The organism is Streptomyces sp. NPDC020780 (assembly GCF_044334475.1).
In the GTDB taxonomy this organism is placed as follows: Bacteria; Actinomycetota; Actinomycetes; order Streptomycetales; family Streptomycetaceae; genus Streptomyces.
This window is the reverse complement of sequence record NZ_JBIRTB010000010.1, coordinates 116,542-138,135: the sequence shown is the minus strand read 5'-3', so window position 1 is coordinate 138,135 and position 21,594 is coordinate 116,542. Positions and strand designations below refer to the sequence as shown.

The following is a 21,594-nucleotide window of genomic DNA, read 5'->3' as shown; positions in this document are numbered from 1 at the left end:
GTGATCCGCAATGCGGACGTTCGTGGTGGAAACCCACCCCGTTCACCGGATCGTGGGATCTACGCACTTCTGCCCGGCCGCCCGTCGCTTTCCGTGCTGCCGGACTCTCCGGAAAACGGGATGCGCCCGCCCGTAGGCTGGACGCCATGACCGCAACGGGGGCAGACCGGGAGGCGGCGGGATCGACCACCCGCGGCTACTGGTGGTGGGAACGGCGGCGCAGTGTCGCCCTGGACGGGGGACTGGCGCTCTTCTCGGCGCTGGAGTGCGCGCTGGAGGGGGTGGAGTTCGCCGGGGACACCGGGCTGCCGGTGCCGCTCGGGGTGCTCTTCGGGCTGGTGGCCGGATCGGTGCTGCTGCTGCGCAGGCGCTGGCCGATCGCCGTGGTGCTGGTCTCGATAGCGACGACGCCCGCCGAGATGGGCTTCCTGATGGCGCTCGTCGGCCTGTACACACTCGCCGCGTCCGACGTGCCGCGCCGGATCACCGTCGCACTGTCGGGGATGACGCTCGTCGGGACGTTCCTCGTCGGCTACGTGCGGCTGCGGCAGAGCGTCGACGCCCACGCCGACTTCGGGCCGGGTGTCTGGTACATCCCGGTCGTCTCCCTCTTCATGTCGCTGGGGCTGACGGCGCCGCCCGTGCTCCTGGGCCTGTACACCGGCGCCAGGCGCAGGCTCATGGAGAGCCTGCGGGAGCGGGCGGACTCGCTGGAGCGGGAGCTGTCGCTGCTCGCCGACCGGGCCGAGGAGCGGGCCGAGTGGGCGCGGACGGAGGAGCGGACCCGGATCGCCCGGGAGATGCACGACGTGGTCGCGCACCGGGTCAGCCTGATGGTGGTGCACGCGGCGGCGCTCCAGGCGGTGGCGCCGAAGGATCCGGCCAAGGCGGTGCGCAACGCGGCTCTGGTGGGTGACATGGGCCGCCAGGCGCTGACGGAGCTGCGGGAGATGCTCGGGGTGCTGCGGAGCGGGGACGCGGCGGTGGTGTCGCGGCCGGGGCGGGTACCGCTGGCCTCGGTGGGGCGGGTGGCGGCTGCGGCGGTGGTGGCCGCGGAGGACGGTCCCCGCCTGCGCGAGGTGGAGGCGCTGGTGGCGCAGTCCCGGGAGGCCGGGATGACGGTGGAGCTGTCCGTGGTCGGCGAGCTGCGCCCGTACGCCCCCGAGGTGGAGCAGACGGCGTACCGGGTGGTGCAGGAGGCGCTGACCAACGTGCACAAGCACGCGGCGGGCGCCAGGACGTGGGTGCGGCTGGCGCACCGGGGTGCGGAGGTCGCGATGCAGGTGGAGAACGGGCCGACGGACGGGGTCACGGCGGACGCGGGTCTGCCGAGTGGGGGGAACGGACTGGTGGGGATGCGGGAGCGGGTTCTGGGGCTCGGTGGTGTGTTCGTGTCGGGGCCCACGGAGGCGGGTGGCTTCCGGGTGTCGGCGGTCCTGCCGGACGCCGGGGCGGCGGCGTGAGGGGTGTGGCCGCCGCTGGGTGAACGGTCCGGCGGTTTCGGCCCGGAGGCGCTGAGGTGTCGTGTGGGCCGGTGGCGGCCGTGTTCAGCCGGAGGTGAGGCGCTCCGGCTGCACCCCGGTGACGAGCGTCTCCAGGGCGCGGTCGATGTCGGATCCGAGGTACCAGTCGCCGGTGTGGTCGATGGAGTAGACGCGTCCTTCGACGTCGATGGCGAGCACCGCCTGCCCGTTCCCCTCCTCGCCGAGCGGTGCCACCTCGGTCTCGAGTGCGCGTCCGAGGTCGCCGAGCGTGCGTGCGAGGTGGAGGCCGCTCATGGGGTCGATGCGTACGGCGGCGGGGGCGATCTGCCGGCCCGGGGCGGAGGCGGTGACGCGCAGGCCGCCGAATTCGGCCCAGGCCTCGACGGCCGCGGGGAAGACGGCGTGCTGGTGTCCGGCGGGGGAGGCGTGGGAGCGCAGGGCGTCGGCCCACTCCTCGGCCTGGCGGATGTCCCAGCGCCCCGGCTGCCAGCCGGCCTGGCGCAGGGCGGCGTCGACGGGTGCGGGGAACCGGGTGGCGGCGTGGTCCTGCTGGGCGGGTACGGCGGCTCGCTCGTGCATGGTCCGGTACTCAGCCCTTCTCGGCGGTGGTCGCCGCACCGGGGGTGGTGAGGTCGACGGGGCGTACGCCGAAGTGGGCGAGCATCGCCGTACAGGACCGGCAGGGGGGTGCGTAGCTGCCGTGGAGGGGGTCGCCGTCCTCGCGGATGTGCCGGGCGGTGAGCCGGGAGTGCTTGAGGGCGCGGCGGGCTTCGCCGTTGGTCAGCGGTTTGCGCTGGGCGCGCTTGGAGCGGCTGGTGTCGGCGGAGGTGAGCTGCCGGGAGAGCAGTATCGCTTCGGGGCAGCGGCCGGTGAAGCGTTCGCGCTGGCCGCTGGTGAGGGTGTCGAGGAAGTCCTGTACGAGCGGGTGGAGGACCGGCGGCTGGTCGCCCTTGCCCGCGGTGCAGGTCAGTGTCTCTCCGCGTACGGACAGCGCTGCGGCCACGGCCGGCAGGATGCCGTCGCGGCGCTGGTGGAGCCGGGGCGTGCGGTTGAGCTCGGTGGCGCGCCAGTTGAGACGTGGGTCTCCGGACGTGACTGTTTGTGGCGTGTGCATGGTGCGGACTTCCCTCCCTGCAATCCCCCGAGTTGCGGGGGACAGCCTGCCAAACGCGCAGGGTGCTGGGGAAGCTGGGGCGGGTGAAAGGTGTCTGCGTGTCGCGGTCCGGCCCTCCGGCCGTCGCGCGCCCGTCACGCGCCGGTGACGTTCCGTGAGGGGTACCGCAGGGGCGGGGGCCCCTGGTGCGGCACCGCATAGGCTGTGCGGAACACCGGACGCAGCAGGGGGCAACCGCCATGACGACAGGTCGGCTCGGGCAGCAAGCCGCGCCACCGAACGCGGCCTACGCCGGGCAGGTCGTGCATTTCCCGGACCCGGTCCGGGCGTCCCGCCACCCCAGGGGTGTGCGCGTGGACGGGAACGGCTATCCGGATCTTTCGCCGTACGCGCGTGCCGCCGCGGAGATCGCCGATCCTCCTCCGGGGTTCGGGATCGACGAACTGCGGCTGACGGACTACGTGTCGGCCAACGCGGCCCTGGCGGCGAGCGGTCATGAGCTGTGGGACACGATCCCCGCGGTGGCGACTCCGCACGGCTGGACGTGGCACCACGTGGCCGGTGGCCGGCGGATGGAGCTCGTCCCCGTGGAGGTGAAGGCGCTGCTGCGTCACCACGGTGGGCTGGCGACGACCCCCGTGGACCAGGACCGGCGGGGCACGCGGCCGCTGCAGGAGACGCGGCCGGCCCATTTCCGGCTGCCGAAGGGTGCCGTGGCGGTCGGCGAGCAGCAGATACAAGGGGTCGAGGAGGATCTCGGCTACCGGCTGCCGGGCGCGTACCGCTCGTTCCTGAAGGCGGCCGGCGGGTCGGCTCCGGTGGGAGCGGCCCTGGACGCGGAGCTCGGTCTTCTGGTCGACCAGCCGTTCTTCACGGTGCGCGAGGAGGCCGCCGTGAACGACCTGGTGTACGTGAACAAGTGTCTGCGGGACCACTTCACCAAGGACTACCTGGGCGTGGCTTTCGTCCAGGGCGGCATCGTCGCGGTGAAGGTGCGGGGTGGCGGTGTGGGCTCGGTGTGGTTCTGCGCGTACGACGACGCGCGGGACCGGGACGGCTGGGGTGTGCAGGAGCGTGTGGAGCGGCTGATGCTGCCCTGCGGCGAGGACTTCGACGCCTTCCTGCTGCGTCTCGCGGGCAATCCCCCGGAGCTGGAGACGGTGGCGAACCTGATGGTGGACGGTGGCTTCGCGCGCGCCGTCCCGGTGGAGGGGTGAGCGCGTTGGTGACCTTCGCGCAGGCGCAGGAGCGGGCGGACGAGTGGGTCAACGGTGACGTGCCCGCGTATCAGCATCGTGAGGTGCGGGTCCGTGAATTCGAACTCGGTTTCGTGGTGTGGGCCGAGGACCGGGCGGAGGGCCCCGTCTCGGACGGAGGCCGTCAGCGGCTGGTGATCGCCCGCGACAGCGGTGAGGCGACGCTGTGGCCGGGGCTGCCGGTGGGTGAGGTGATCCGGCGGTACGAGGAGGACTACGGGTCCTCGGGTGCCGGGGCGCCCGCCGCCGCGGAGCCGCCGCAGCGTATCGATCTGAACCAGACGTCGTTCCTGCTGAGCCCGCCGGAGTGGCTCCAGGAGGCCGCGGACAAGCTGGGGATCCCGGACCGGAGCGGGGAGGCGGATGCGTCGTCGGGCCGGGATCCGGTTCCCGCCCCGGCCGCCTCCGCCCCGGAGCCTGCTCCGTCCGCGGCTTCCGGGCCGGCCCCGGCTTCTCCGGCTCCCCGGCCTTCCGGGTCCGGCCCGGCCTCCGGAGCGACTCCGTGGCCGGCCGCGGGCGGGCAGCCCGGCCATGAGCCCACGGCTTCGGACGGGGTGCCCGCCGACGCGACCCCGTGGGCGGGTACGGACACCAACGCGGGGACCGACGAGGGCGGCGTGCCGCTGCCGGCGACGGTGTTCGCGCCGCCGCTGTCCGGTGCGGACGACGACGGGACCCCGCCCCCGGCCGTGTCGGCGGAGGCGCCCACGGCGTTGATGTCGGGGGGCAGCCAGCTGCCCCGCACCGCGCTCGTCCCCGGGCTGGACGCACAGTCCGGCGGCCCCGGGACGCCCGCGCCGGGCACGCCCGTTCGGACCGGTGCGCCGGGCATGCCCCCCGGTGCCGCTTCCGGGCACGGGGCGCAGGACATCGCGGACGCCGCCACCAGCAAGGCCACGGTGCCGCCGCGAGGCGCCCGTGGAGGCGGTCCGACCACTCCGCCGCCGCCCGGTGCACCGGGCACGCCGGGTCTCCGGCCGGGTGCGACCCCGCCGCCGTCGGGACCGGGCACGCCCGGGGCACCGGCCGGCGGGTACCTCCCGACCCAGCTCGTCTCGCAGCTCGGACCTCCGGACGCCGCGCAGCCCCCCGGCCCGCCCGGCCCGCCCGGCCCTCCAGGTCCGCCCGCCCCTCCCGGCGGCACGCCGCCTCCGGGTGGCGGAATGCACCACGCGGCGACCATGTTCGCCGACGCGAGCATCGGTGGCCCGAACGTGCCGCGCCCTCCGGGTCCTCCCGGCGCCCCGGGTGCCCCGCAGCCTCCCGGTCCGCCAGGGGTCCCGGTCGGCCATACGCCGCCGCCTCCCGGCCCGCCGGCCCCTCCGGGTCCGCCCGGTACTCCGCCGCCTCCCGGTGGCGGGATGCACCATGCCGCCACGATGCTGGCGGGTCCGGCGCAGAGCGGCCCGGGTGCGCCCCAGCCGCCCGGTCCTCCAGGCCCTCCCGGTCCACCCGGTCAGCCGGGGATGCCGGGACCGCACACGCCGCCGCCTCCCGCGTACGGCTACCCGCAGCAGCCCTCGGGGCTGCCGACGGTCGGCCCGGGATACCAGGCCGTGCTGCGCTTCCGGGCACCCGACGGCAGTGAGCAGCAGCTGATCCGCCGTTCGGCGCCGGGTACCCCGCACCCGGAGTGGCAGATGCTGCACGAGTTGCGGGCGATGAACGTGCCGCCTCAGCAGGTCATCGAGCTGCACACGGAGCTCGAGTCGTGCGAGCTGCCCGGCGGGTACTGCGCGCGCATGATCCGGGAGACCTGGCCGCAGGTGCGGATCACGAGCGTCGCCCCGTACGGCACCGACCATGCGAGCAGGCAGCAGGGCATGCAGCACCTGCTGACGCACCAGGGCGAGCTGCATCAGGTCGCCGACGGTCCGGCGCGGCCGGCGCCGGTGCGGGCGCCGCTGCCGCAGGTGCCGCCGGCGCCCGCGCTGCCGCCGGAGGCCCTGGCGGAGGAGATGCTGGGGGCCTTCGGTCCTCAGGGCGTGCTCCGGTTCGACCAGCGGGCGGTGTCCCGTCAGGGGGTGCCGGACGTCGTGGCGCGGACGCTGGTCTGGGCGGGCCTGCCGGCCGACTTCGGACCGTTCTTCTGGGCGCAGCCGGGGCATCCCGTGGTGCCGACGCTGGCCGAGCTGGCGACCCAGCGTCAGCTGCAGCCGGCCTCGGACGCGGGTTCGTACCTCGTGATGGGGTCCGACTTCGGCCGGGCGCTCTGTGTGCAGTACGGCACGGCGAACATCGTGGCCGTCCCCGTGGAGGCGGGTCCGGGCGGGCAGCCGGTGCCGCCGCAGTTCGTCAACACGGGACTGCCGGAGTTCGTGCGGTCGATGGCGTTGCTGGGCCGGATGTGGCGGCTGCGGTACGGGCTGAATCCTGAGCAGGCGGGCCGCTGGACGGTTGATTTCCAGGCGCAGTTGGCGGCGCTCGACCCGGCGGCGCTGGCGTCCCCGGAGAGCTGGTGGTCGGTCCTGCTGGAGCAGATGTGGGACGGGCTGCTCTGATCCGGCCGCCTCGCGCGTAAGAGCCTGCCGGGTTGCCCGGGACCGAAGAGCGGACGTGCCAGGGCGTGGCCGCTCGACCGGAGGTCACCCGACAGGCTTTGAGGCGCCCGGTCCCGGGAAGGGACCGGGCGCTGACGTGTGGTGCGGTCTGTGACGCCGGTCGCTTCCGTCCTGAAAGCGGCTGATCGATTCCGACTTCCGGGCCAATTGCCGCATCCTTGGCATGTTGCGTGGTGGCCGGGTGGTCGGAGATGGGGAAGAGGGCTTCAGGGATGAGTGGTGGACCGGTGTCCGGGCACGGTTTCGTCGGTGTACGGGGGCGTGGTTACCGCCCTGAGCAGGTGGATCGCGCCGTGGCCGCGCTGGCGGCGGAGCGGGACGAGGCCGGGGAGCGGCTGTCCCGGCTGACGGCCCTGGCGGAGGAGCTGACGGCGGAGGCGGCGCGGCTGCGTGAGGCGGTGGCCTCACTCGCACCCCAGACGTTCGTCTCGCTGGGGGAGCGGGCGCAGCAGATCCTGGCGCTGGCGGAGGCCGAGGCGGAGGCGGCCCGGGGCGCGGCGCTGGAGGACGCGCAGGCGCTGCGGGACGCGGCGGGCGCGGCGGGCCGGGCGGCCCGGGACGCGGCGCGGGAGCGGGCGGGGGCCGTGCGGGCGGCTGCCGAGGCGCACGCGGAGGAGGTACTGACCGAGGCGCGGGACGCGGCCGAGGCGCTGGTGGCCGAGGCGCGCCAGGAGGCCGACGGGGTGCGCGCGGCGGCGGAGGCGCAGATGGCGCAGACGCGTCGGCGTACGGCGAGTGTGCTGGCCCATCAGGAACAGGAGCACGCCGAGCGGGCGAAGGCCGCGGAGAGGGAGATCGCGGCGGCCGAGGCCGCGGCGGCGGCGCACGAGGCGGAGCTGACGGCCCGGGGCGAGGCGTTGCTGGCGGGAGCGAGGCGGGAACTCGCGGACGCGGAGGAGGCTGCCCGGCACGGCCAGGAGGACGCCGAGGCGCAGGCGGCGGAACTGCTCGCGGTGGCCAGGGTGGCCGAGGAGCGGGTGGTCCGGGAGACGGAGCGGATCCTGCGGGAGCACGAGGAGGGCCGCGAGGAGGTCCAGGCGCACATGGCGCACGTACGCAACTCGCTGGCCGCGCTGACGGGGCGCCCGGTGCCGGACCGGGAGCCGGCGGGGGACTGACGCGCTTGCGGGGCGCTGACGGACCCGGGGAGGACTAGGGCCTGTCCGACGAGTCGTGGCGGCGTGCACAGTCGCCTGTTCAGTCGATTGTTGTAGCCGGAATCCAACTCGCGATAGGTTTTGTTCGAACTGGGCTGGGGGTGTTCGGATGCGCCCGCTGTCCCGATGATGTCGCGCACGAGTGCAGTGCGCTGGGGGACTCTGATGATCGCTGCGTCGTTCTTCTTTTTCGTGGTCGCCGTCCTGGCCCTCTTGGTCCTCGGCTTGCCCTTCCTGTTGCAGGCTCCGTTGCGCAAGCGCGGGGTGCAGGTCATGGCTTCCGAGGTGAGCAGGACAATTCCTAGGGACGGCAAGATCGACGTGCAGTACGGGTATCTCGTGGCGGACGGTGGGCACCACACTCTGTGGCGCCGCGGGGTGTCCACGGAGCCGGCGGTGCTGACGGGGGTGGTCTACGACCAGAACAAGCCGAAGCGGGCCGACTTCAGCGACCGCATGCCGGAGAACGTGCAGCGCAAGCGGATTGTTCTGCTCTGTCTGACAGCGGTGGCGGTCGTCATGCTTGTGCTGATGGCGGTGGGCACGCTGTCGTGATGGCTGGGGGATGCACGACGCGGAAGGCGGCCGGGCGGACGACGCGATCGACTGCCCTCGTGTCCAGGCTCGTGCCAGAGGAGCGGTAGTCCTCGGCCGTATGTTCAGCTGCGGAGCCATAGTCTGATCGCAGCCACGGCGACCGTGCCGTGGAAGACGTACGCCCTCTTGTCGTAGCGCGTGGCCACCGCTCGAAAATTCTTGAGCCGGTTGATGGTCCGCTCGACTTCATTGCGGCGTCGGTAGATCGTCTTGTCGAACCCCGGGGGCCGGCCACCTTGGCTGCCGCGGCGCTGGCGGTGGGCTCGCTGGTCTCTCGGCTCGGGGATCGTGTGCTTGATTTGGCGTCTGCGCAGGTGACGCCGGTTTCGGCGTGACGAGTATGCCTTGTCGCCCCCAACGTGATCGGGCCTGGTTCGGGGTCGTCCGCCAGCTTGTCGTGGCACACGGATCTCTTCAAGCACAGGAATCATCTGCGGTGCGTCTCCCCACTGGCCGGGCGTGATGACGAACCCGAGTGGGTGGCGCCCACCCTCCCCAGCGAGATGAATCTTGCAGGTCAGCCCGCCTCGTGAGCGGCCCAGGGCCTCATCGGATCTGTGACGCGCTGGTTGGCCTCGCTGGCCCGGAACCTTCGGGGCACGAGTGGCAGCTCCGGCCGCATGCTGATGAGCGCGGCAGGTCGTGGAGTCGACGCTGACCATGCTCCAGTCGATCCGGCCTTCGGCATCAGCGTCGGTCTGGACGGCCCGCAGGATTCTCTCCCACGTGCCGTCCGCCGACCACCTGCGATGACGGTCGTGCACCGTCTTCCACTTGCCGAAGCGAGACGGCAGATCTCTCCAGGGAAGGCCGGTCCGCTGCCTGAAAAGGATCCCGTTGATCACGCGGCGATGGCATTGCCAGCGCCCACCACGCCCGCGATGCGTCGGCAAGTGCGGCTCCAGCCGAGCCCATTCTTCATCCGAGAGATCCCCCCGCCCCATGTCCCATGGAACGAGCTCCAAGCCGCAGCGTCACCCGACCCATCGGACAGGACCTAGGTGTACTGACCCGTGAGGTTGGGGACGCGGCTGGAGGGTGGCTGGCCCTTGAGCGCGGTGTGTCCGCGGTGGTGACCGGTGGGACGCCCCCGCGTGGCCCCGTGGGCCCCGGGGGAGGGCCTGCCGGGTGTTTCCGGGCGGCGGCCTCCGGTGCCGGGTGAGGCCGGGGCGCGTCAAGGGCGTGGCCAGGGCCGCATGGAGAGGTGCTCGATGTCGGTGTTGAAGCGCTTGAGGTAGCCGGCGAAGGCGGCGATGTCCTCGTCCGGCCAGTCCTTCATGACCCGGTCCAGCGACCGGACCACGCGCTCGCGTTCCTCGTCGAGCAGGTGGGCGCCCTTCTCGGTGATGCGGAACTTGCGGGCCATGCCCCCCTCGGGGTCGGCGATCCGCTCGGCGAGACCGGCGCGCATCGCGGCGGCGGTCTGCCGGTTGAGGGTGGAGGCGTCGAGGCCGAAGGCGTCGCTCAGCTCGCCGATGGACATCGGCCCCTGGACCCGTATACGGCTCAGCAGGATGTAGGCGCTCCGTTCCAGCAGGTGGCTCCTGTGGCGTCCGCCCCGGTGATAGGCGAGTTCGTGCCGCCCGAGCAGCATCTGTTCGTACTCGACCTCGTAGGTGGGCCTGGCCATGGGGTGTCGCCTTCCTGCTCTCGGACCGGCGCCGGACCGCCGTCGGATTCCAGGCGCCCGCCCATGGTCCCACAGGACATGCATGGGACACATAACGTGCATGACACATGCGACATGTACGATGCATATCTTCCCGCCTGCGAACAGACGATCCCCTAGGAGCCACCTTTCATGGATGCCCCCCAGCCGACAGCCAGACCAGGCGCCGTGGTCGCCACCCTGGCCTTCGCCGGCACCGTGGCAGCGATCATGCAGACCCTGGTCACCCCGCTCATCGCGGAACTGCCGCAGATCCTGCACACGTCGTCCTCGAACGCCGCCTGGGTGATCACCGTCACGCTGCTGGTCGCGGCGGTGTGCGTACCGATCTCCGGACGCCTCGGCGACCTGCTGGGCAAGCGCCGGATGCTGCTGGTGTGTTCGGTCCCGCTGGTCGTGGGCTCGGTGGTGTGCGCCCTGTCGTCCTCCGTGATCCCCATGATCGTCGGCCGCGGTCTGCAGGGCATGGGCATGGGCATGGTCCCGCTCGGCATCTCCCTGCTGCGCGACGTCGTGCCGAGCGAGAAGCTGAGCTCCTCCATCGCCCTGGTCAGCGCCTCCATGGGCATCGGCGGCGCACTCGGGCTGCCGATCGCCTCGGCGGTCGCCCAGTACGCGAACTGGCGGGTGCTGTTCTGGGGCTCCGCCGCCCTGGCCCTCACCATCAGCGCGCTGATCTGGTTCCTGATCCCGGAGGTTCCGGCCGGCGCCCGGGGCCAGCGCTTCGACGTGCCCGGCGCCCTCGGTCTCGCCGTCGGCCTGGTCTGCCTGCTGCTCGCCATCTCCAAGGGCGCCGAGTGGGGCTGGGCCTCCACGACGACGATCGGTCTGTTCGCCGCCTCCGTCGTGGCGCTGCTCGTCTGGGGATTCTGGGAGCTGCGTACCGAGGACCCGCTGGTCGACCTGCGCACCACGGCCCGGCCCCGGGTGCTCATCACCAACATCGCGTCGCTCTTCGTCGGCTTCGGGATGTACGCGGGCATGCTGATCGCCCCGCAGTTGCTGCAGTTCCCCGAGGCGACCGGTTACGGTCTGGGCCAGTCCATGCTCGCGGCGGGCCTCTGGATGGCACCCGGCGGCGTCATGATGATGCTCATCTCCCCGCTCGGCGGGAAGCTCACCGACGCCCGGGGCCCCAAGTTCACCCTGGTCTGCGGAGTGCTGGTCATCGCGGCGGCCTACGGACTCGGGGTCGTACTCATGGGCTCAGCCTGGGGCCTGATGCTCTTCCTCATGGTGAGCAGCAGCGGTGTCGGCCTCGCCTACGGGGCGATGCCCGCCCTGATCATGAGCTCGGTACCGGCGTCCGAGACGGCCGCGGCCAACGGGTTCAACACCCTCATGCGGTCGCTCGGCACCTCGATCGGCGCCGCCGTGATCGGCGCGGTCCTCTCCCAGATGACCACCACGACGGGCGGCTTCACCCTGACCTCGGAGGACGGGTTCCGTACGGGCCTGATGTTCGGCTGCGGGGTCGCCCTGGTCGCCGCGCTCATCGCCTCGTTCATCCCGGCGGTACGCGCGTCCGTCGGCCCCGGCGGGACGGCGGACGAGCCCGCCCCGTCGGAGGTGGCCACCGCGAAGAGCTGACCCGCGCCGATTCCGTGCAGCGTGTCCTGCCGCCCGGCTCCGTCCCCGAGAGGGGCGGGCGCCGGGCGGCCCGCTGTCCAGGACGGGCCGGATCGCCGGCCGGGCGCGGGTGCCACCGACTACCGGTAGCGGCTGTTCCGCTTCAAGTCGCCTATGAACGTGGCCCAGGAGGGTGCGGTGAAGGCCAGCGCGGGGCCGTCGGCCCTCTTGCTGTCACGGACGGGGACGACGCCGGGGAATCCGTCCGACACCTCCACGCAGTTGCCCCCTTCCTGATTGCTGTAGCTGCTTCTGCGCCAGGCGGCGGCGGTCAGATCGGGACGGGACACTCGCTTCACGGTGGTTGTCCTCCATCGCGGATCGGATCATGTCGAGCGACATGAGAGGGGGCAGCGCAGCTGCCCGGAGCCGATCGTAGGTCACAGCGAAGTCCCTGACCTCTTCCGGATCCTCGATCAACTGGCCGTAGTGGGCGCCCTCCGTGTAACTGACCTCGGTGCCGTCCGGCAGGTGCAGGACGGTCAGGGAGCCGCCCAAGGCGTCGTGCTCACCCTGGGCGAACGGCAGCACCTGCACGGTGATGTGCGACTCGTCGGCTGTGGCCAGCAGCCGGGCCAGCTGAGCTCGCATGACGGCCGGGCCACCCACCGGGCGCCTGAGCACGGCTTCGTCGAGGACCACCCACAACTCGGGGCGGTCGGCGCTCCGCAGGCGCTCCTGGCGTTCCAGTCGTGCCGTCAGCCGCTCTTCCAGATGTTCTGCGCTCCTGAGTGTGCGTCCGACGCCCAGAAGCGCCCGGGCGTAGGTCTCCGTCTGCAGCAGACCCGGCACCACGTGAGCGGCGTATTCGCTGATCGCCACCGCCCGCGCCGAATGGGCCATGAACGCCCGCGCCCAGTCGGGGAACGCCTCCCGGTAGACGTACGGCCACAGGTCGATCAGCAGGTTGTCCGCCACCAGAGCGGCGTCCAGGGCGTGTGCCAGTTCCAGGGTCGGCCTGGCCCCGGAGGACCGCTCGATCTGGGTGATCCGGGTGCTCACGACGTGCGTCATCCGGCCCAGTTCGGCCTGCGTCAGCCCTGCCGCCGTGCGGAGTCTGCGCACGCGCGATCCGAACAGTGCGGCCATCGAGTCCTGGGGGTCGATCGCTTTGACCATGGCGTCACTTTCTCTGCTTACGGCCGGGAAGGTAATGCTTCGTCACCTTCCAAGCGTAGGCGTGACCGCCGACTCTTGATTGCGGAACGTAGTGGATTCCGCACTCTGCGGGACGCGTGAGGAACGGCAGGGCGGGATGGACCGCACCATGGTCGAGACGATGACCGTGCCGGACGACGGCTCGAACCGGGAGTCCGGCGGCACTCCACGGAGGGAAGGGCGGATTGCGTCAGGGCCCACGGAAGCCCAACGGCGTTTCTTCTCGATGCAGTTCACGTCCACCGCGCGCGGTGCCCGGTCCGCCCGGCGGACGACCGTGAGGCACCTTCAGGAATGGGGGTTTCCGCCGGCAGCGGATGTCTCCTGCACCGTCGGTCTGGTGGTGGCCGAGCTCGCGGCCAACGCGGTACGTCACGGCAGGGTCCGTGGCCGCGGCTTCCTCCTGAGTGTGATCTACGAGGCGAACGCCCGGCACATTCGGGTCGAGGTCTCCGACGCGTCCCCCGAACTGCCGCCGGCCGCTCCCGCCGGGCCGGCCGACGACGAGGAGTCGGGGCGGGGGCTGATCCTCGTCGGAGTGCTCGCCGCACGCTGGGGGGCCCACCCCCGGACCCCTGAGGGGAAGACGGTGTGGGCGGAGTGTCCGGTGGGTGCGCCGGTGCGCACGCGTGAGACGGCTGATCAGGTACGCGCAGGGGGCGGTGAGGTCGTCGCGGTAGGCGCATCTCCTGGCGACTGAGGCTCGGCCGGAGATGCTGTTCCACCGCCCTGCTTACGCGGCTCCCGCTCGGGACGCACATCGGCTGCCGAGCTGAACGGCAAGGACTCCAGCGCATGCCTTTCTCCGACCGAGCCGCGTAAGTCCGGAGGGGAACGACACCGTCGCCGCCCCGAGCATTCGAGGAGCCCCGGGCGTTTCAAGGAGCCTGCCGAAAACCACCACGTGAAGAGGAGCCGCTCCACCTCCCGGTGGCTCCTCAAGGGCGAGCTGCCGGACGGCCGTCGCGGCCGTCGGCTTCGAGAGTCCGGAGCACGGACCCGCGGCTGGGGCCGGGCGCGAGAAGGAATCCGCCTCAGCCGGAAACCGCTTGGAGGGGCACAATGACGATCGAGTAAGCCAGGAGTGCGAAAGGCACGGCTGTCACCAGGGTGAGGGCCCGCTCCCGGTGCGTTCGGGCCATGAGCAGCGGGATGAGAGCAAAGGCCGCGAAGCAGGCCACCGCCTGCGGTGTGTAGTGCAGGTCCCAGGCGTACATGACCCCTTCCATCCCGAAGAGTCCGGCGAACGCGGCGAGGCCGATGACGCGGCGCCGCGCATCCTTGCCACGTTGCCACCAGTGTCCCGCGACGCCGAACAGCGGCCCCGCCACACATGCCATGGTGAGCCAGACCAGCGGGAAGACCGGCGACCCCATGCCCTCGCGGCCGAACTCGGCATAGCCGTAGTACCCCACGACGAGTCCCACCTCCGCGACCAGCCCGCCGACTGCGGCCTGGAGCAGAGAGCTTCGGCGTGCGAGCAGGGCTCCGGCGACGAAAGCCGAGGCAGACCACAGGGCACCGGAGTTGGCGAGCTGGTTCCACGCTCCCGGAAGCCATCCTTGGGCCAGGTTGGTGAGGACGCCCAGCAGCAGTCCACCCGCTGTCGCGGCTGCCGGAGCGGTGCTCCGCCCGCTGGTGGCGCTGCCGGGTTCTGTCAGCTTCTCCGGGGCGTTGGTTGTCACCATGATGGCCTCCGCATTCATCGTTGGACTGGCCACGGTCGGGCTCAGCAAGCTATACACATGACGTATAGACGCAATGTATAGCTACGGGGTTGCTACCCGGAACCCTGTCGAGGTGCCCTGGTCGGGCGTGACGCGCAGGGCAGCTGTTCACCACCGCGCAGCGGCAACCCAGTTGTGTCGTGCCTCGACGTTCATGAGCCGCGACAGCGTCAGACCTCGGGCCCTCGCCCCCGGCGCTTCCGGATGCCGATCAACCGGGCGTACCCTTCTTGCCGCACCCAAGATCTTCGAGTTGAGGGCGGGGAGAAGGCATGCAGCACCGCTCCACACCTGCCGCCAGGGCTCTGGGGGCGGCGACCCTGCTGTCGGCAGGGGTCGCCTGGGGCGCTGCGTCGCGGCAGTTCTACGCCGACGGCCCGCGCTGGGACGTCCTCGTGCCGTTGGGCCTGGCGTCGGTGTTCGTCGTGGGCTGGCTGCACGCTTCTCGGTCGGCTCCCCTGGTGAAGCCCCTGCCGGCCACCGCTCCTCCACGGACGACGATTCCCGGCAAGCTGGGGGTGGTGCGCCGTGACTGGGGTCTCGTGGCGGCGGCCTACCTCACCGTCTGGGCTCCCTTTGCCGCAGCCAACAGTGCTTTCTACAGCGGCCGGAGTTCAGAACTCGGGGCCGCGTACTGCTTGCTCACCTTCGTCCTCGGCGTCGTGCCGTCCCTGTGTCTCCTTTCCCTGCTCCAGAGCTACCTCGACCACGCGCAGCACATACTGAGAAAGGACGCTGCCGCAGGCGGCGTGCACGCAGTCCGTGTCCGATTCGGGACCGCGATACGCGAGGCGTACCGGTACCCGGCAGGAAACGGGGGCGGCCGTATCGCGGTGAAGAACTCGTACAGCATCGAGCTGATGCCCGAGGACGACACCGACGGGCGACACGTCGTCCGACTCCAGGCCGTGCACGCCGGGCACGGCAGCATCGTCAGCGAGAAGCACCTCACCCATGCCGCTGCCCAACTCGTGGGGCACGCAGGTTGGTTGTGCTGGCCGACCCGATGGCGAGACATCGCAGACGCGGGCAAGGAGCGCACGGTCTCCGCTGCTTTCGTCTCCGATTCCGGCCGTGTGGTCTGGGGCGCGACCCTCGAGGAGGATCACCGCTACTACCTGCATGAGGGAGCCGCCCCGGTCTGCGAGACCGAGACCACGCTCTGCGCGACACCGCTTCCCCGGCCTTCCCGCTACTTCGCGGGAAGGCACGCTTCGCACCTGCGCGGCGCGGCGGCCGGTGCCCTTCTCGCTGTCCCCTTCCTGTTGGATGTCGTTCCGCGGTGGGCCAGCCTGCTGTTGGGCTTGATATCAGGTGCCGTGGGACTCCTCGCGGGGATGACTATGGACGGAGGGGGTGTGGACCAGGAACCGTGGACCCGCCGCGAAAGGTCACATCCGTCGCTGCAGTGAGCGGGACCCGCTCCCCGACTCGACACCATCCCCCGTGCCCTGCCAGCACCGACGCGGCGTTCAACACCACCGTTTCGTGACCATCAGCCGCGCAGCGAAAGACGTCCGCCCGCCCCTGGTAGCCCACGGGGTTCACCTCACCGCCTCAACAGCCCGTTTCCACACACGGGAAGACATCGCCTGGTTCCTCGACCGCGACACCGCCAAGATCAAACCAACGTGTTGATTCCCGGCAGGCCCTTACGGCGCGACATCGCGAACTCCGGATTTCCTGGTCGCGACTTCGACCCCGATTCCGGGCCGCGCTCCGTGCTCGCCGACGATCTTCTCGGAACCGGTGCCGACCCGGCTCTTGGCGTCGCCGGGCATGTCGGCGAAGGGCCTATGCCGCGGTCCACTTCAGGAACGACCAGTCAGGAAAGCTCTCTTGCGGCGCAGGTCACTGAGCGCCATTCCGTGGCGTGATGTGGATGTGCGGAGAGCGCGGTCGCTTCCCTTTCTGCTCGTCACCTCATGCCGGGCGCTTCGTCCAATCGACGAGCCGGGTCCACCAGCCGCCCCTCGGAAGGTCAGCCGTCGCCTTCGGTGACCGGCTGCGCGCACTCCCGCGCTCCGCCGGCCCACACGTGCACCGCTGAGGTGCCGGTACGTCTGCGAGCACCTGTTCCACGTGTTGCCCACACCCCTCGTAGGTCACCTTCCGGCAGGTCCTGCAGATGGCGCGCTGACACATAATTCCCCTCCATCGGTATCTTCATTTCACGTCTGCAACATTCATATCATCGCCACAACTCATTCCAACCTTCGCACCCTCTTCACAAGAGCCTGAATCGCGTTGTCTTGGTGGAGCGCGTCGTCAGTTCGCGACCCGGGCAACCTCTCCGCCGGTCGCGATTATCCGGACATGGGAGACAGTGGGCCCCATTCGACGTGGTGCATCTCACCGGAGGGTGTCGGGGCAGGCCTTAGTGGCACCGGGTGTCCTGCGGTGCGGTTGAGCGACTTCCTGAGTTGCTTCGGGTGTCGAAAAAATGATTGCATCACGCCTGAACGTGTGGCGGAAAGTCGCAATGTGGCGCTGCGCCCGAATTTCCTCCGGCGCTTGGATCGTCAACGAGGCGCGACAAGGACAGAACTAAAGGACGGCAGCCGCTTACCCCTATGGGCAGAGCACGCCGATCGGAAGGGAGTAACGTGGGTTGCTCGCATGCCGCAACATGTCCCCTTTTCCCCCTACTCAAGGCGAGTTTACAAGGCTGGCGGGACTACTACTGCGACAGCCCGACTCAGTGGCAGGACTGTGCGCGCTACACGTTGTCACTCACCGGCGAGCGCGTGCCCATCAGTCTGCTGCCCAACGGCGCCCGCGCGCGGCACCTGGAGAGGGACGGGGGCGGGAACCGGTCCGGTGGGGCCGACCCGAGGCAGGCGCCCCGTCAGGCCCCGTGGCAGGCAACGCAGTCCCAGCCGTGGGCGCCGGAGCCCGCCTCCTGGGATCGGCCGGCACAGGCCCGACCGCCCGAGCCGTCGGAATCCTGGGCCGCGGCACCCGGGGCCACCGCCTGGCACGACGTACCACCCTCGCCGGACGCGGCCTGGCAACAGCAGGCGCGTCAGCCGGCACCCACGTACGATTCCCCGCCGCCCACCGGCCGGTCGGACCGACGCACGCGGCAGGCGTCGAAGCTCGGCTGGTGGGCCCGGCTCGCGAACTGGATGAGAGGTCCCGCATGAGTTCCTACTGGCCGTGGTGGGCGGGTGCTGTCGGGCTCGCTCTGGTCACCATCGTCTACACCCTCATCACCGACCGGTCCTTCGGGGTGTCGTCGGCCTGGGACCGGGTGCTGCACTGGCGCAGGGAACGCCGACTCGAGCAGATGGACGAGGAGTTCGGCGACGATCGCGCTCTCGCCGACGCGCTCGCCGCGGCCACCGCCGAGCACTTCGGGCCCGCCCCCGGCGCGCCCGCACCGTCGCATGCGCCGTACGGGGCGGCGCAGCCGCTGTCCCCGGAGAGGGCGCCGGCCGCGGACGAGAACTTCTCGGTCACCGGTCAGCGACCGGTTCCGCTGGTCACCCAGGCTGCCCTGCTGGTGTCGATATTCCTCGGCGGACTGGTCGCCGCGGTCGCCTCCGGGCGGTTCGAGCTCCGGTACGACATGGGACCGGGCTTCCGTGACCTGGTCACCGCCGATCAGCCGACCATGATCGCCCTGTTGTTCCTGGGAGGCATATTGGTCGGCTTCGGTACCCGGCTGGCCGGTGGCTGCAGCTCGGGCCACGGGCTCAGCGGCTGCGGCCGGCTGCGGCCCGTCAGCATCGTCGCGACCGCCGTGTTCTTCGGTACCGCCGTCGCGGTGTCGTTCCTCCTGTGGAAGGTGATCTGATGCGTACCCGGGGAGCGATTCTGCTGGCCAACATCCTCACGGGACTGGCCCTCGGTTATACCGTCACCAACATCGGCTTCGGCGACTACGCCGAGCTGAACCGCATGTTCACCTTCCAGGACCTGCGCATGTTCCTCGCCTTCGCGGGCGCCGTCGGGATCATCGTGTGCGTGTTCGCTCTGCTGCGGGTGCGCCGCACCCCTGGCCGCATCCACGCCGGCGTGGTCCCGGGCGCCGTGCTGTTCGGTACGGGCTGGGCGATCTCCGGCGGGTGCCCGGCCATCCCGATCATCCAGGTCGCCAGCGGGTATCTGCCCGCCGTGGTCACCATCCTCGGCGTCGCCCTCGGCATGCGGCTCTGCCGCTGGGCCAACGCCCGGTACTTCCACCTCGACAGGGGCTCCTGCGGGCTGTGACCCGGAACGTTCGACCGACACGCCCGCGTCGACCGACGGGGTCTCCGTCGAGGCGCCGGCATCGGCCGCCCGCGTACCGGTGGCCTGCTGGTCCGTGGGGAGCGTGTTCTTCCCGCCGGTGCTCGCCGCGTTCCTCGACGAGTACCGGGTCCGCTTCGGCGGTGCGAGGCGGTCTCGCAGTCGTGCTCACCGAGCACGACTGCGAGACCGCCTCTTTCGTTTCCGTGCGGCGGCTTCCGCCTCCCGGGCGCCGGGAAGGTCCGGCGCGGGTCGCGCCGCCGGGCCGTACCGCCGGCCGTCCGGGAGACGCGCGTCCGGCTACTTGATGCCGAGGAGCTGTTCCAGCGGGTCGATGGCGAAGTAGACGAGGAAGAGCACCGCCGTGCCCCAGAGCAGCCAGTGCACCTCCCGGGCCTTGCCCAGGCAGGCCTTGATGATGACGTAGGCGATGAAGCCGGCGCCGATGCCGTTGGTGATGGAGTAGGTGAACGGCATGACGACGATGGTGAGGAAGGCCGGGACCGCGAACTCGTAGCGGTCCCAGTCGATGTGCTTGACCTGCGTCATCATCAGGAACCCGACGGCGACGAGGGCGGGCGACGCGGCCTGCATGGGCACGATGGTCAGGATGGGCGTGAAGAAGAGGGCGAGGGCGAACAGACCGCCCGTGACGAGGTTGGCGAAACCGGTGCGGGCACCTTCGCCGACCCCCGCTGCCGACTCGATGTAGGTCGTGGCGGACGAGGCGGATGCGGCGCCTCCGGCGACCGCGGCGGCGCCGTCGATGAGCAGGACCCGGCCCAGGCCGGGCACCTGGCCCCGCTCGTCGAGCAGTCCGGCTTCGGCGGTGACGCCGACGACGGTGCCCATCGTGTCGAAGAAGTCCGACAGGATGAGCGTGAAGATGAGCAGGACGACGGTCAGGACGCTGATCTGCCCGAACGAGCCGAGCAGGTCGAACTGGCCGAGCAGTCCGAAGTCGGGTGCGGCGACGGGGTTGTCGGGCAGCGCCGGGGCGGTCAGACCCCAGGACGTGATGTCGGCGAGCGAGTCGATGACGATGGCGAAGACGGTCATCACGACGATGCTGATGAGGATGGCGCCCTTGACCTTGCGGGCCAGCAGGACGACCGTGAGGATCACGCCGAGGCAGAAGACGAGCATGGGCCAGCCGGTGAGGGTCCCGGTGCCGAGCTGAACGGGGACGGTGGAGCCCGCCGCGTCCGGGATACGGGTGACGAACCCGGCGTCCACGAAGCCGATGAAGGCGATGAAGAGGCCGATCCCGACGCTGATCGCCTGCTTGAGGGCCTGCGGGATGGCGTGCATGATCGCCTCGCGCAACCCTGTCATCACCAGGACACAGATCAGCAGGCCCTCGAGGACGATGAGGCCCATGGCGTCGTCCCAGGCCATCAGGGGAGCGACCTGGTAGGCGACGACGGCGTTGAGACCCAGACCCGCGGCCAGGGCGAGCGGCAGGTTGCCTCCCACACCCATGATCAGAGTCATCACCGCGGCGACGAGGGCCGTCGCGGTCACCAGTTGGACGGTGTCCAGCTGCTCGCCGAACTTGTCCTTCGCGCCACCGAGAATGATCGGGTTGAGCACGAGGATGTAGGCCATGGTGAAGAAGGTGGCGAAGCCACCGCGTACTTCACGGCCGTAGTTCGATCCGCGCTCGGTGATGCGGAAGAACCGGTCGAGGCCACCGCCGGATCTGGTCGGCGGTGTCTCGGCCGTCTGGGTCTCGCTGGGATGCATGACGGGGTCTCCTGGACCTGCAACGAATGGGGACGGGGGGAGACGCCGCTGCCCGGAACAGGGGAGGGCAGTTGTGCGAACACACATGCGGCGCCTTGCGAGCGGATCATACGTGCGAGCGCGCGAGCTTCAAGTCCCTTTGCAGGAGCCTGAGTTAATGGCTCAGCGGTGTTTGTCGAATCCTCTGGAATCGCCGGTGATCTATTGCGCCAAACCGTGATGCAGAGGACAGCGGCCATGGATTTCCCCGTGACGCTCCCCTTACGTTCTGTGCGTGCACCCTCCACTTCCCTTCAACGCGCGCGCCGCCCAGGCCCTGCGCGAAAAGCTCGGGATGACCCACGGCCACGTCGCCTACGGCATGCGGTCCTCCTTCGGGACGGCTCACGTCACGCCCGAGCACGTGGCTGCCTGGGAACGCGGCACCGCCATGCCCGACTCGGTCGAACTCGCCGCCCTGGCCGGCGCGCTGTGGTGCCATCCCCGCGAACTCATGGGTCGCCCGAGGACGTTGCGCGAGCACCGCATCGCCCGGGGGATCGCCCCCGAGGACGTCGCACGCGGTACGGGCCTGCCTCTGGACGTCTACGTCCGGATGGAGGAGACCGGCCGGTGGGCCGGGGACAAGCGGCAGTCCGCGAAACTCGGCGCTCTGCTCAGCCTGCCCCCGCGCGACTTCATCGCCATCACCGGGCTGGAGGACGAACTCGCCCGTCTGCTCACCGAAGCCGTCTCCACCCGGTGGCAGGCGCACGTCCGCGCCATCGCCAAGCTCATCTCCATGGACCGCAAGGAACTGCACGAGCCGCTGGACGCCATGTACCACGAGTACCAGGCCCTCATGGCCGCCACACTCAGCCGGGCCGGTGGCAGCACCGCTTCCGGCGAGGACGGGCGGCGCTACGTCGAGGAGATCGTCGACCACTTCTGGGCCCACCTGCCGGAGTAGTCGTCGCCCGCGCCTCGGGGCGAACGGGTCCTCGGCCGGTGGGGCGGCGCCCGCCGGCATCCCGGCGACGGAGGCGTGCGGCCCGGAGGCGTGCGGTCAGTCCTCGGGCGCTAGGTCCCCGGCTGGCCCGGGGTGCTCCCGTGTCCCTCCAGGATCGGGAAGCGGCGTGGCGCCGCGCGTACGAGCACCGGCAACGTGAGCACGGCCGCTTCCGCCGCACCCACGAAGACGTGGTCGACCGGCCCGGTCGACCGCTCCCCGCAGAGGGCCCGGCGCGGTGGCGGACAGCGCGACCGGGTCCTCCAGGGCGTGCG

19 protein-coding genes are annotated in these 21,594 nt (G+C 71.0%); 11 read left to right on the top strand and 8 right to left on the bottom strand.

Annotated elements, in window-relative coordinates; genetic code table 11:
- Window positions 1–146 precede the first annotated feature (146 nt).
- Window positions 147–1,463, top strand: a complete 1,317-nt coding sequence (locus ACH4VO_RS20835; RefSeq protein ID WP_360987208.1) for a histidine kinase — start codon at window positions 147–149, stop codon at window positions 1,461–1,463.
- Between the two features lie 84 nt (window positions 1,464–1,547).
- Here the strand turns inward: ACH4VO_RS20835 and ACH4VO_RS20830 are convergent, their stop codons facing one another.
- Both ACH4VO_RS20830 and ACH4VO_RS20825 read right to left on the bottom strand, forming a co-directional pair.
- The gene (locus ACH4VO_RS20830; RefSeq protein WP_360987210.1) at window positions 1,548–2,063 is read right to left on the bottom strand and encodes an SUKH-3 domain-containing protein; all 516 of its coding nucleotides are present in this window, start codon (window positions 2,061–2,063) and stop codon (window positions 1,548–1,550) included.
- A gap of 10 nt (window positions 2,064–2,073) precedes the next feature.
- A complete protein-coding gene (locus ACH4VO_RS20825; RefSeq protein ID WP_360987212.1) occupies window positions 2,074–2,598 on the bottom strand; it encodes a YwqJ-related putative deaminase in 525 nt (174 codons plus the stop codon).
- A 239-nt stretch (window positions 2,599–2,837) separates the two neighbouring features.
- Here ACH4VO_RS20825 and ACH4VO_RS20820 point away from each other — a divergent pair, with 239 nt between their 5' ends.
- The 4 genes from ACH4VO_RS20820 (at window position 2,838) to ACH4VO_RS20805 (ending at window position 8,127) form a co-directional block, all read left to right on the top strand.
- Complete coding sequence (locus tag ACH4VO_RS20820) at window positions 2,838–3,815, top strand: SMI1/KNR4 family protein (protein WP_360987214.1); 978 nt, start codon at window positions 2,838–2,840, stop codon at window positions 3,813–3,815.
- Window positions 3,816–3,820: 5 nt separating this feature from the next.
- Window positions 3,821–6,355 carry an SUKH-4 family immunity protein gene (locus ACH4VO_RS20815; RefSeq protein WP_398441185.1) on the top strand — a complete coding sequence of 845 codons (2,535 nt, stop codon included), beginning with the start codon at window positions 3,821–3,823 and terminating at the stop codon, window positions 6,353–6,355.
- A gap of 272 nt (window positions 6,356–6,627) precedes the next feature.
- The gene (locus ACH4VO_RS20810) at window positions 6,628–7,533 is read left to right on the top strand and encodes a cellulose-binding protein (protein ID WP_360987218.1); all 906 of its coding nucleotides are present in this window, start codon (window positions 6,628–6,630) and stop codon (window positions 7,531–7,533) included.
- A gap of 204 nt (window positions 7,534–7,737) precedes the next feature.
- Window positions 7,738–8,127 carry a hypothetical protein gene (locus tag ACH4VO_RS20805; RefSeq protein ID WP_360987220.1) on the top strand — a complete coding sequence of 130 codons (390 nt, stop codon included), beginning with the start codon at window positions 7,738–7,740 and terminating at the stop codon, window positions 8,125–8,127.
- Between the two features lie 104 nt (window positions 8,128–8,231).
- Here ACH4VO_RS20805 and ACH4VO_RS20800 read toward each other — a convergent pair whose 3' ends face one another.
- Together ACH4VO_RS20800 and ACH4VO_RS20795 are read right to left on the bottom strand one after the other, a co-directional pair.
- Entirely contained in the window at window positions 8,232–9,113 is an 882-nt protein-coding gene (locus tag ACH4VO_RS20800; protein WP_360987391.1) for an IS5 family transposase, read from the bottom strand.
- A 230-nt stretch (window positions 9,114–9,343) separates the two neighbouring features.
- Window positions 9,344–9,799, bottom strand: coding sequence for a MarR family transcriptional regulator (locus tag ACH4VO_RS20795; RefSeq protein ID WP_360987222.1), 456 nt, complete (start codon window positions 9,797–9,799; stop codon window positions 9,344–9,346).
- Between the two features lie 171 nt (window positions 9,800–9,970).
- Here ACH4VO_RS20795 and ACH4VO_RS20790 point away from each other — a divergent pair, with 171 nt between their 5' ends.
- The gene (locus ACH4VO_RS20790) at window positions 9,971–11,428 is read left to right on the top strand and encodes an MFS transporter (protein ID WP_360987224.1); all 1,458 of its coding nucleotides are present in this window, start codon (window positions 9,971–9,973) and stop codon (window positions 11,426–11,428) included.
- A gap of 119 nt (window positions 11,429–11,547) precedes the next feature.
- On the opposite strand, the gene ACH4VO_RS20785 is transcribed toward ACH4VO_RS20790, so the two are convergent.
- Both ACH4VO_RS20785 and ACH4VO_RS20780 read right to left on the bottom strand, forming a co-directional pair.
- Window positions 11,548–11,679, bottom strand: a complete 132-nt coding sequence (locus ACH4VO_RS20785; protein WP_398441183.1) for a DUF397 domain-containing protein — start codon at window positions 11,677–11,679, stop codon at window positions 11,548–11,550.
- Window positions 11,642–12,556, bottom strand: a complete 915-nt coding sequence (locus tag ACH4VO_RS20780; RefSeq protein WP_360987393.1) for a helix-turn-helix transcriptional regulator — start codon at window positions 12,554–12,556, stop codon at window positions 11,642–11,644. Before ACH4VO_RS20780 ends, ACH4VO_RS20785 begins: the two co-directional genes overlap by 38 nt.
- A gap of 166 nt (window positions 12,557–12,722) precedes the next feature.
- Here ACH4VO_RS20780 and ACH4VO_RS20775 point away from each other — a divergent pair, with 166 nt between their 5' ends.
- Window positions 12,723–13,325 (top strand): ATP-binding protein, encoded by a 603-nt coding sequence (locus tag ACH4VO_RS20775; protein ID WP_398441125.1) that lies wholly within the window; start codon window positions 12,723–12,725, stop codon window positions 13,323–13,325.
- A gap of 334 nt (window positions 13,326–13,659) precedes the next feature.
- Here the strand turns inward: ACH4VO_RS20775 and ACH4VO_RS20770 are convergent, their stop codons facing one another.
- The gene (locus ACH4VO_RS20770) at window positions 13,660–14,313 is read right to left on the bottom strand and encodes a DUF6518 family protein (RefSeq protein WP_360987228.1); all 654 of its coding nucleotides are present in this window, start codon (window positions 14,311–14,313) and stop codon (window positions 13,660–13,662) included.
- A 311-nt stretch (window positions 14,314–14,624) separates the two neighbouring features.
- On the opposite strand from ACH4VO_RS20770, the gene ACH4VO_RS20765 reads away from it, so the two are divergent.
- The 3 genes from ACH4VO_RS20765 to ACH4VO_RS20755 all read left to right on the top strand — a co-directional run bounded on the left by ACH4VO_RS20765 (window position 14,625) and on the right by ACH4VO_RS20755 (window position 18,567).
- Window positions 14,625–15,764 carry a hypothetical protein gene (locus ACH4VO_RS20765; RefSeq protein WP_360987229.1) on the top strand — a complete coding sequence of 380 codons (1,140 nt, stop codon included), beginning with the start codon at window positions 14,625–14,627 and terminating at the stop codon, window positions 15,762–15,764.
- Between the two features lie 1,730 nt (window positions 15,765–17,494).
- Window positions 17,495–18,151 (top strand): YeeE/YedE thiosulfate transporter family protein, encoded by a 657-nt coding sequence (locus ACH4VO_RS20760; protein ID WP_360987231.1) that lies wholly within the window; start codon window positions 17,495–17,497, stop codon window positions 18,149–18,151.
- Window positions 18,151–18,567, top strand: coding sequence for a YeeE/YedE thiosulfate transporter family protein (locus ACH4VO_RS20755; RefSeq protein ID WP_360987233.1), 417 nt, complete (start codon window positions 18,151–18,153; stop codon window positions 18,565–18,567). The genes ACH4VO_RS20760 and ACH4VO_RS20755 overlap by 1 nt, the downstream gene beginning before the upstream one ends.
- 318 nt (window positions 18,568–18,885) lie before the next feature.
- Here the strand turns inward: ACH4VO_RS20755 and ACH4VO_RS20750 are convergent, their stop codons facing one another.
- Window positions 18,886–20,331: an NCS2 family permease gene (locus ACH4VO_RS20750; RefSeq protein WP_360987235.1), complete on the bottom strand. Its 1,446-nt coding sequence runs from the start codon at window positions 20,329–20,331 to the stop codon at window positions 18,886–18,888.
- Window positions 20,332–20,605: 274 nt separating this feature from the next.
- Between ACH4VO_RS20750 and ACH4VO_RS20745 the strand changes: the two genes are divergently transcribed.
- Window positions 20,606–21,280 carry a helix-turn-helix transcriptional regulator gene (locus tag ACH4VO_RS20745; protein WP_360987237.1) on the top strand — a complete coding sequence of 225 codons (675 nt, stop codon included), beginning with the start codon at window positions 20,606–20,608 and terminating at the stop codon, window positions 21,278–21,280.
- The last annotated feature ends 314 nt before the right edge of the window (window positions 21,281–21,594 follow it).

Coding starts and splice junctions, on each gene's coding strand:
- ACH4VO_RS20835 (WP_360987208.1), top strand. CDS start 147: ATGACCGCAACGGGGGCAGACCGGGAGGCGGCGGGATCGACCACCCGC.
- ACH4VO_RS20830 (WP_360987210.1), bottom strand. CDS start 2,063: ATGCACGAGCGAGCCGCCGTACCCGCCCAGCAGGACCACGCCGCCACC.
- ACH4VO_RS20825 (WP_360987212.1), bottom strand. CDS start 2,598: ATGCACACGCCACAAACAGTCACGTCCGGAGACCCACGTCTCAACTGG.
- ACH4VO_RS20820 (WP_360987214.1), top strand. CDS start 2,838: ATGACGACAGGTCGGCTCGGGCAGCAAGCCGCGCCACCGAACGCGGCC.
- ACH4VO_RS20810 (WP_360987218.1), top strand. CDS start 6,628: ATGAGTGGTGGACCGGTGTCCGGGCACGGTTTCGTCGGTGTACGGGGG.
- ACH4VO_RS20805 (WP_360987220.1), top strand. CDS start 7,738: ATGATCGCTGCGTCGTTCTTCTTTTTCGTGGTCGCCGTCCTGGCCCTC.
- ACH4VO_RS20800 (WP_360987391.1), bottom strand. CDS start 9,113: ATGGGGCGGGGGGATCTCTCGGATGAAGAATGGGCTCGGCTGGAGCCG.
- ACH4VO_RS20795 (WP_360987222.1), bottom strand. CDS start 9,799: ATGGCCAGGCCCACCTACGAGGTCGAGTACGAACAGATGCTGCTCGGG.
- ACH4VO_RS20790 (WP_360987224.1), top strand. CDS start 9,971: ATGGATGCCCCCCAGCCGACAGCCAGACCAGGCGCCGTGGTCGCCACC.
- ACH4VO_RS20780 (WP_360987393.1), bottom strand. CDS start 12,556: ATGGCCGCACTGTTCGGATCGCGCGTGCGCAGACTCCGCACGGCGGCA.
- ACH4VO_RS20775 (WP_398441125.1), top strand. CDS start 12,723: ATGGACCGCACCATGGTCGAGACGATGACCGTGCCGGACGACGGCTCG.
- ACH4VO_RS20770 (WP_360987228.1), bottom strand. CDS start 14,313: ATGGTGACAACCAACGCCCCGGAGAAGCTGACAGAACCCGGCAGCGCC.
- ACH4VO_RS20765 (WP_360987229.1), top strand. CDS start 14,625: ATGCAGCACCGCTCCACACCTGCCGCCAGGGCTCTGGGGGCGGCGACC.
- ACH4VO_RS20760 (WP_360987231.1), top strand. CDS start 17,495: ATGAGTTCCTACTGGCCGTGGTGGGCGGGTGCTGTCGGGCTCGCTCTG.
- ACH4VO_RS20755 (WP_360987233.1), top strand. CDS start 18,151: ATGCGTACCCGGGGAGCGATTCTGCTGGCCAACATCCTCACGGGACTG.
- ACH4VO_RS20750 (WP_360987235.1), bottom strand. CDS start 20,331: ATGCATCCCAGCGAGACCCAGACGGCCGAGACACCGCCGACCAGATCC.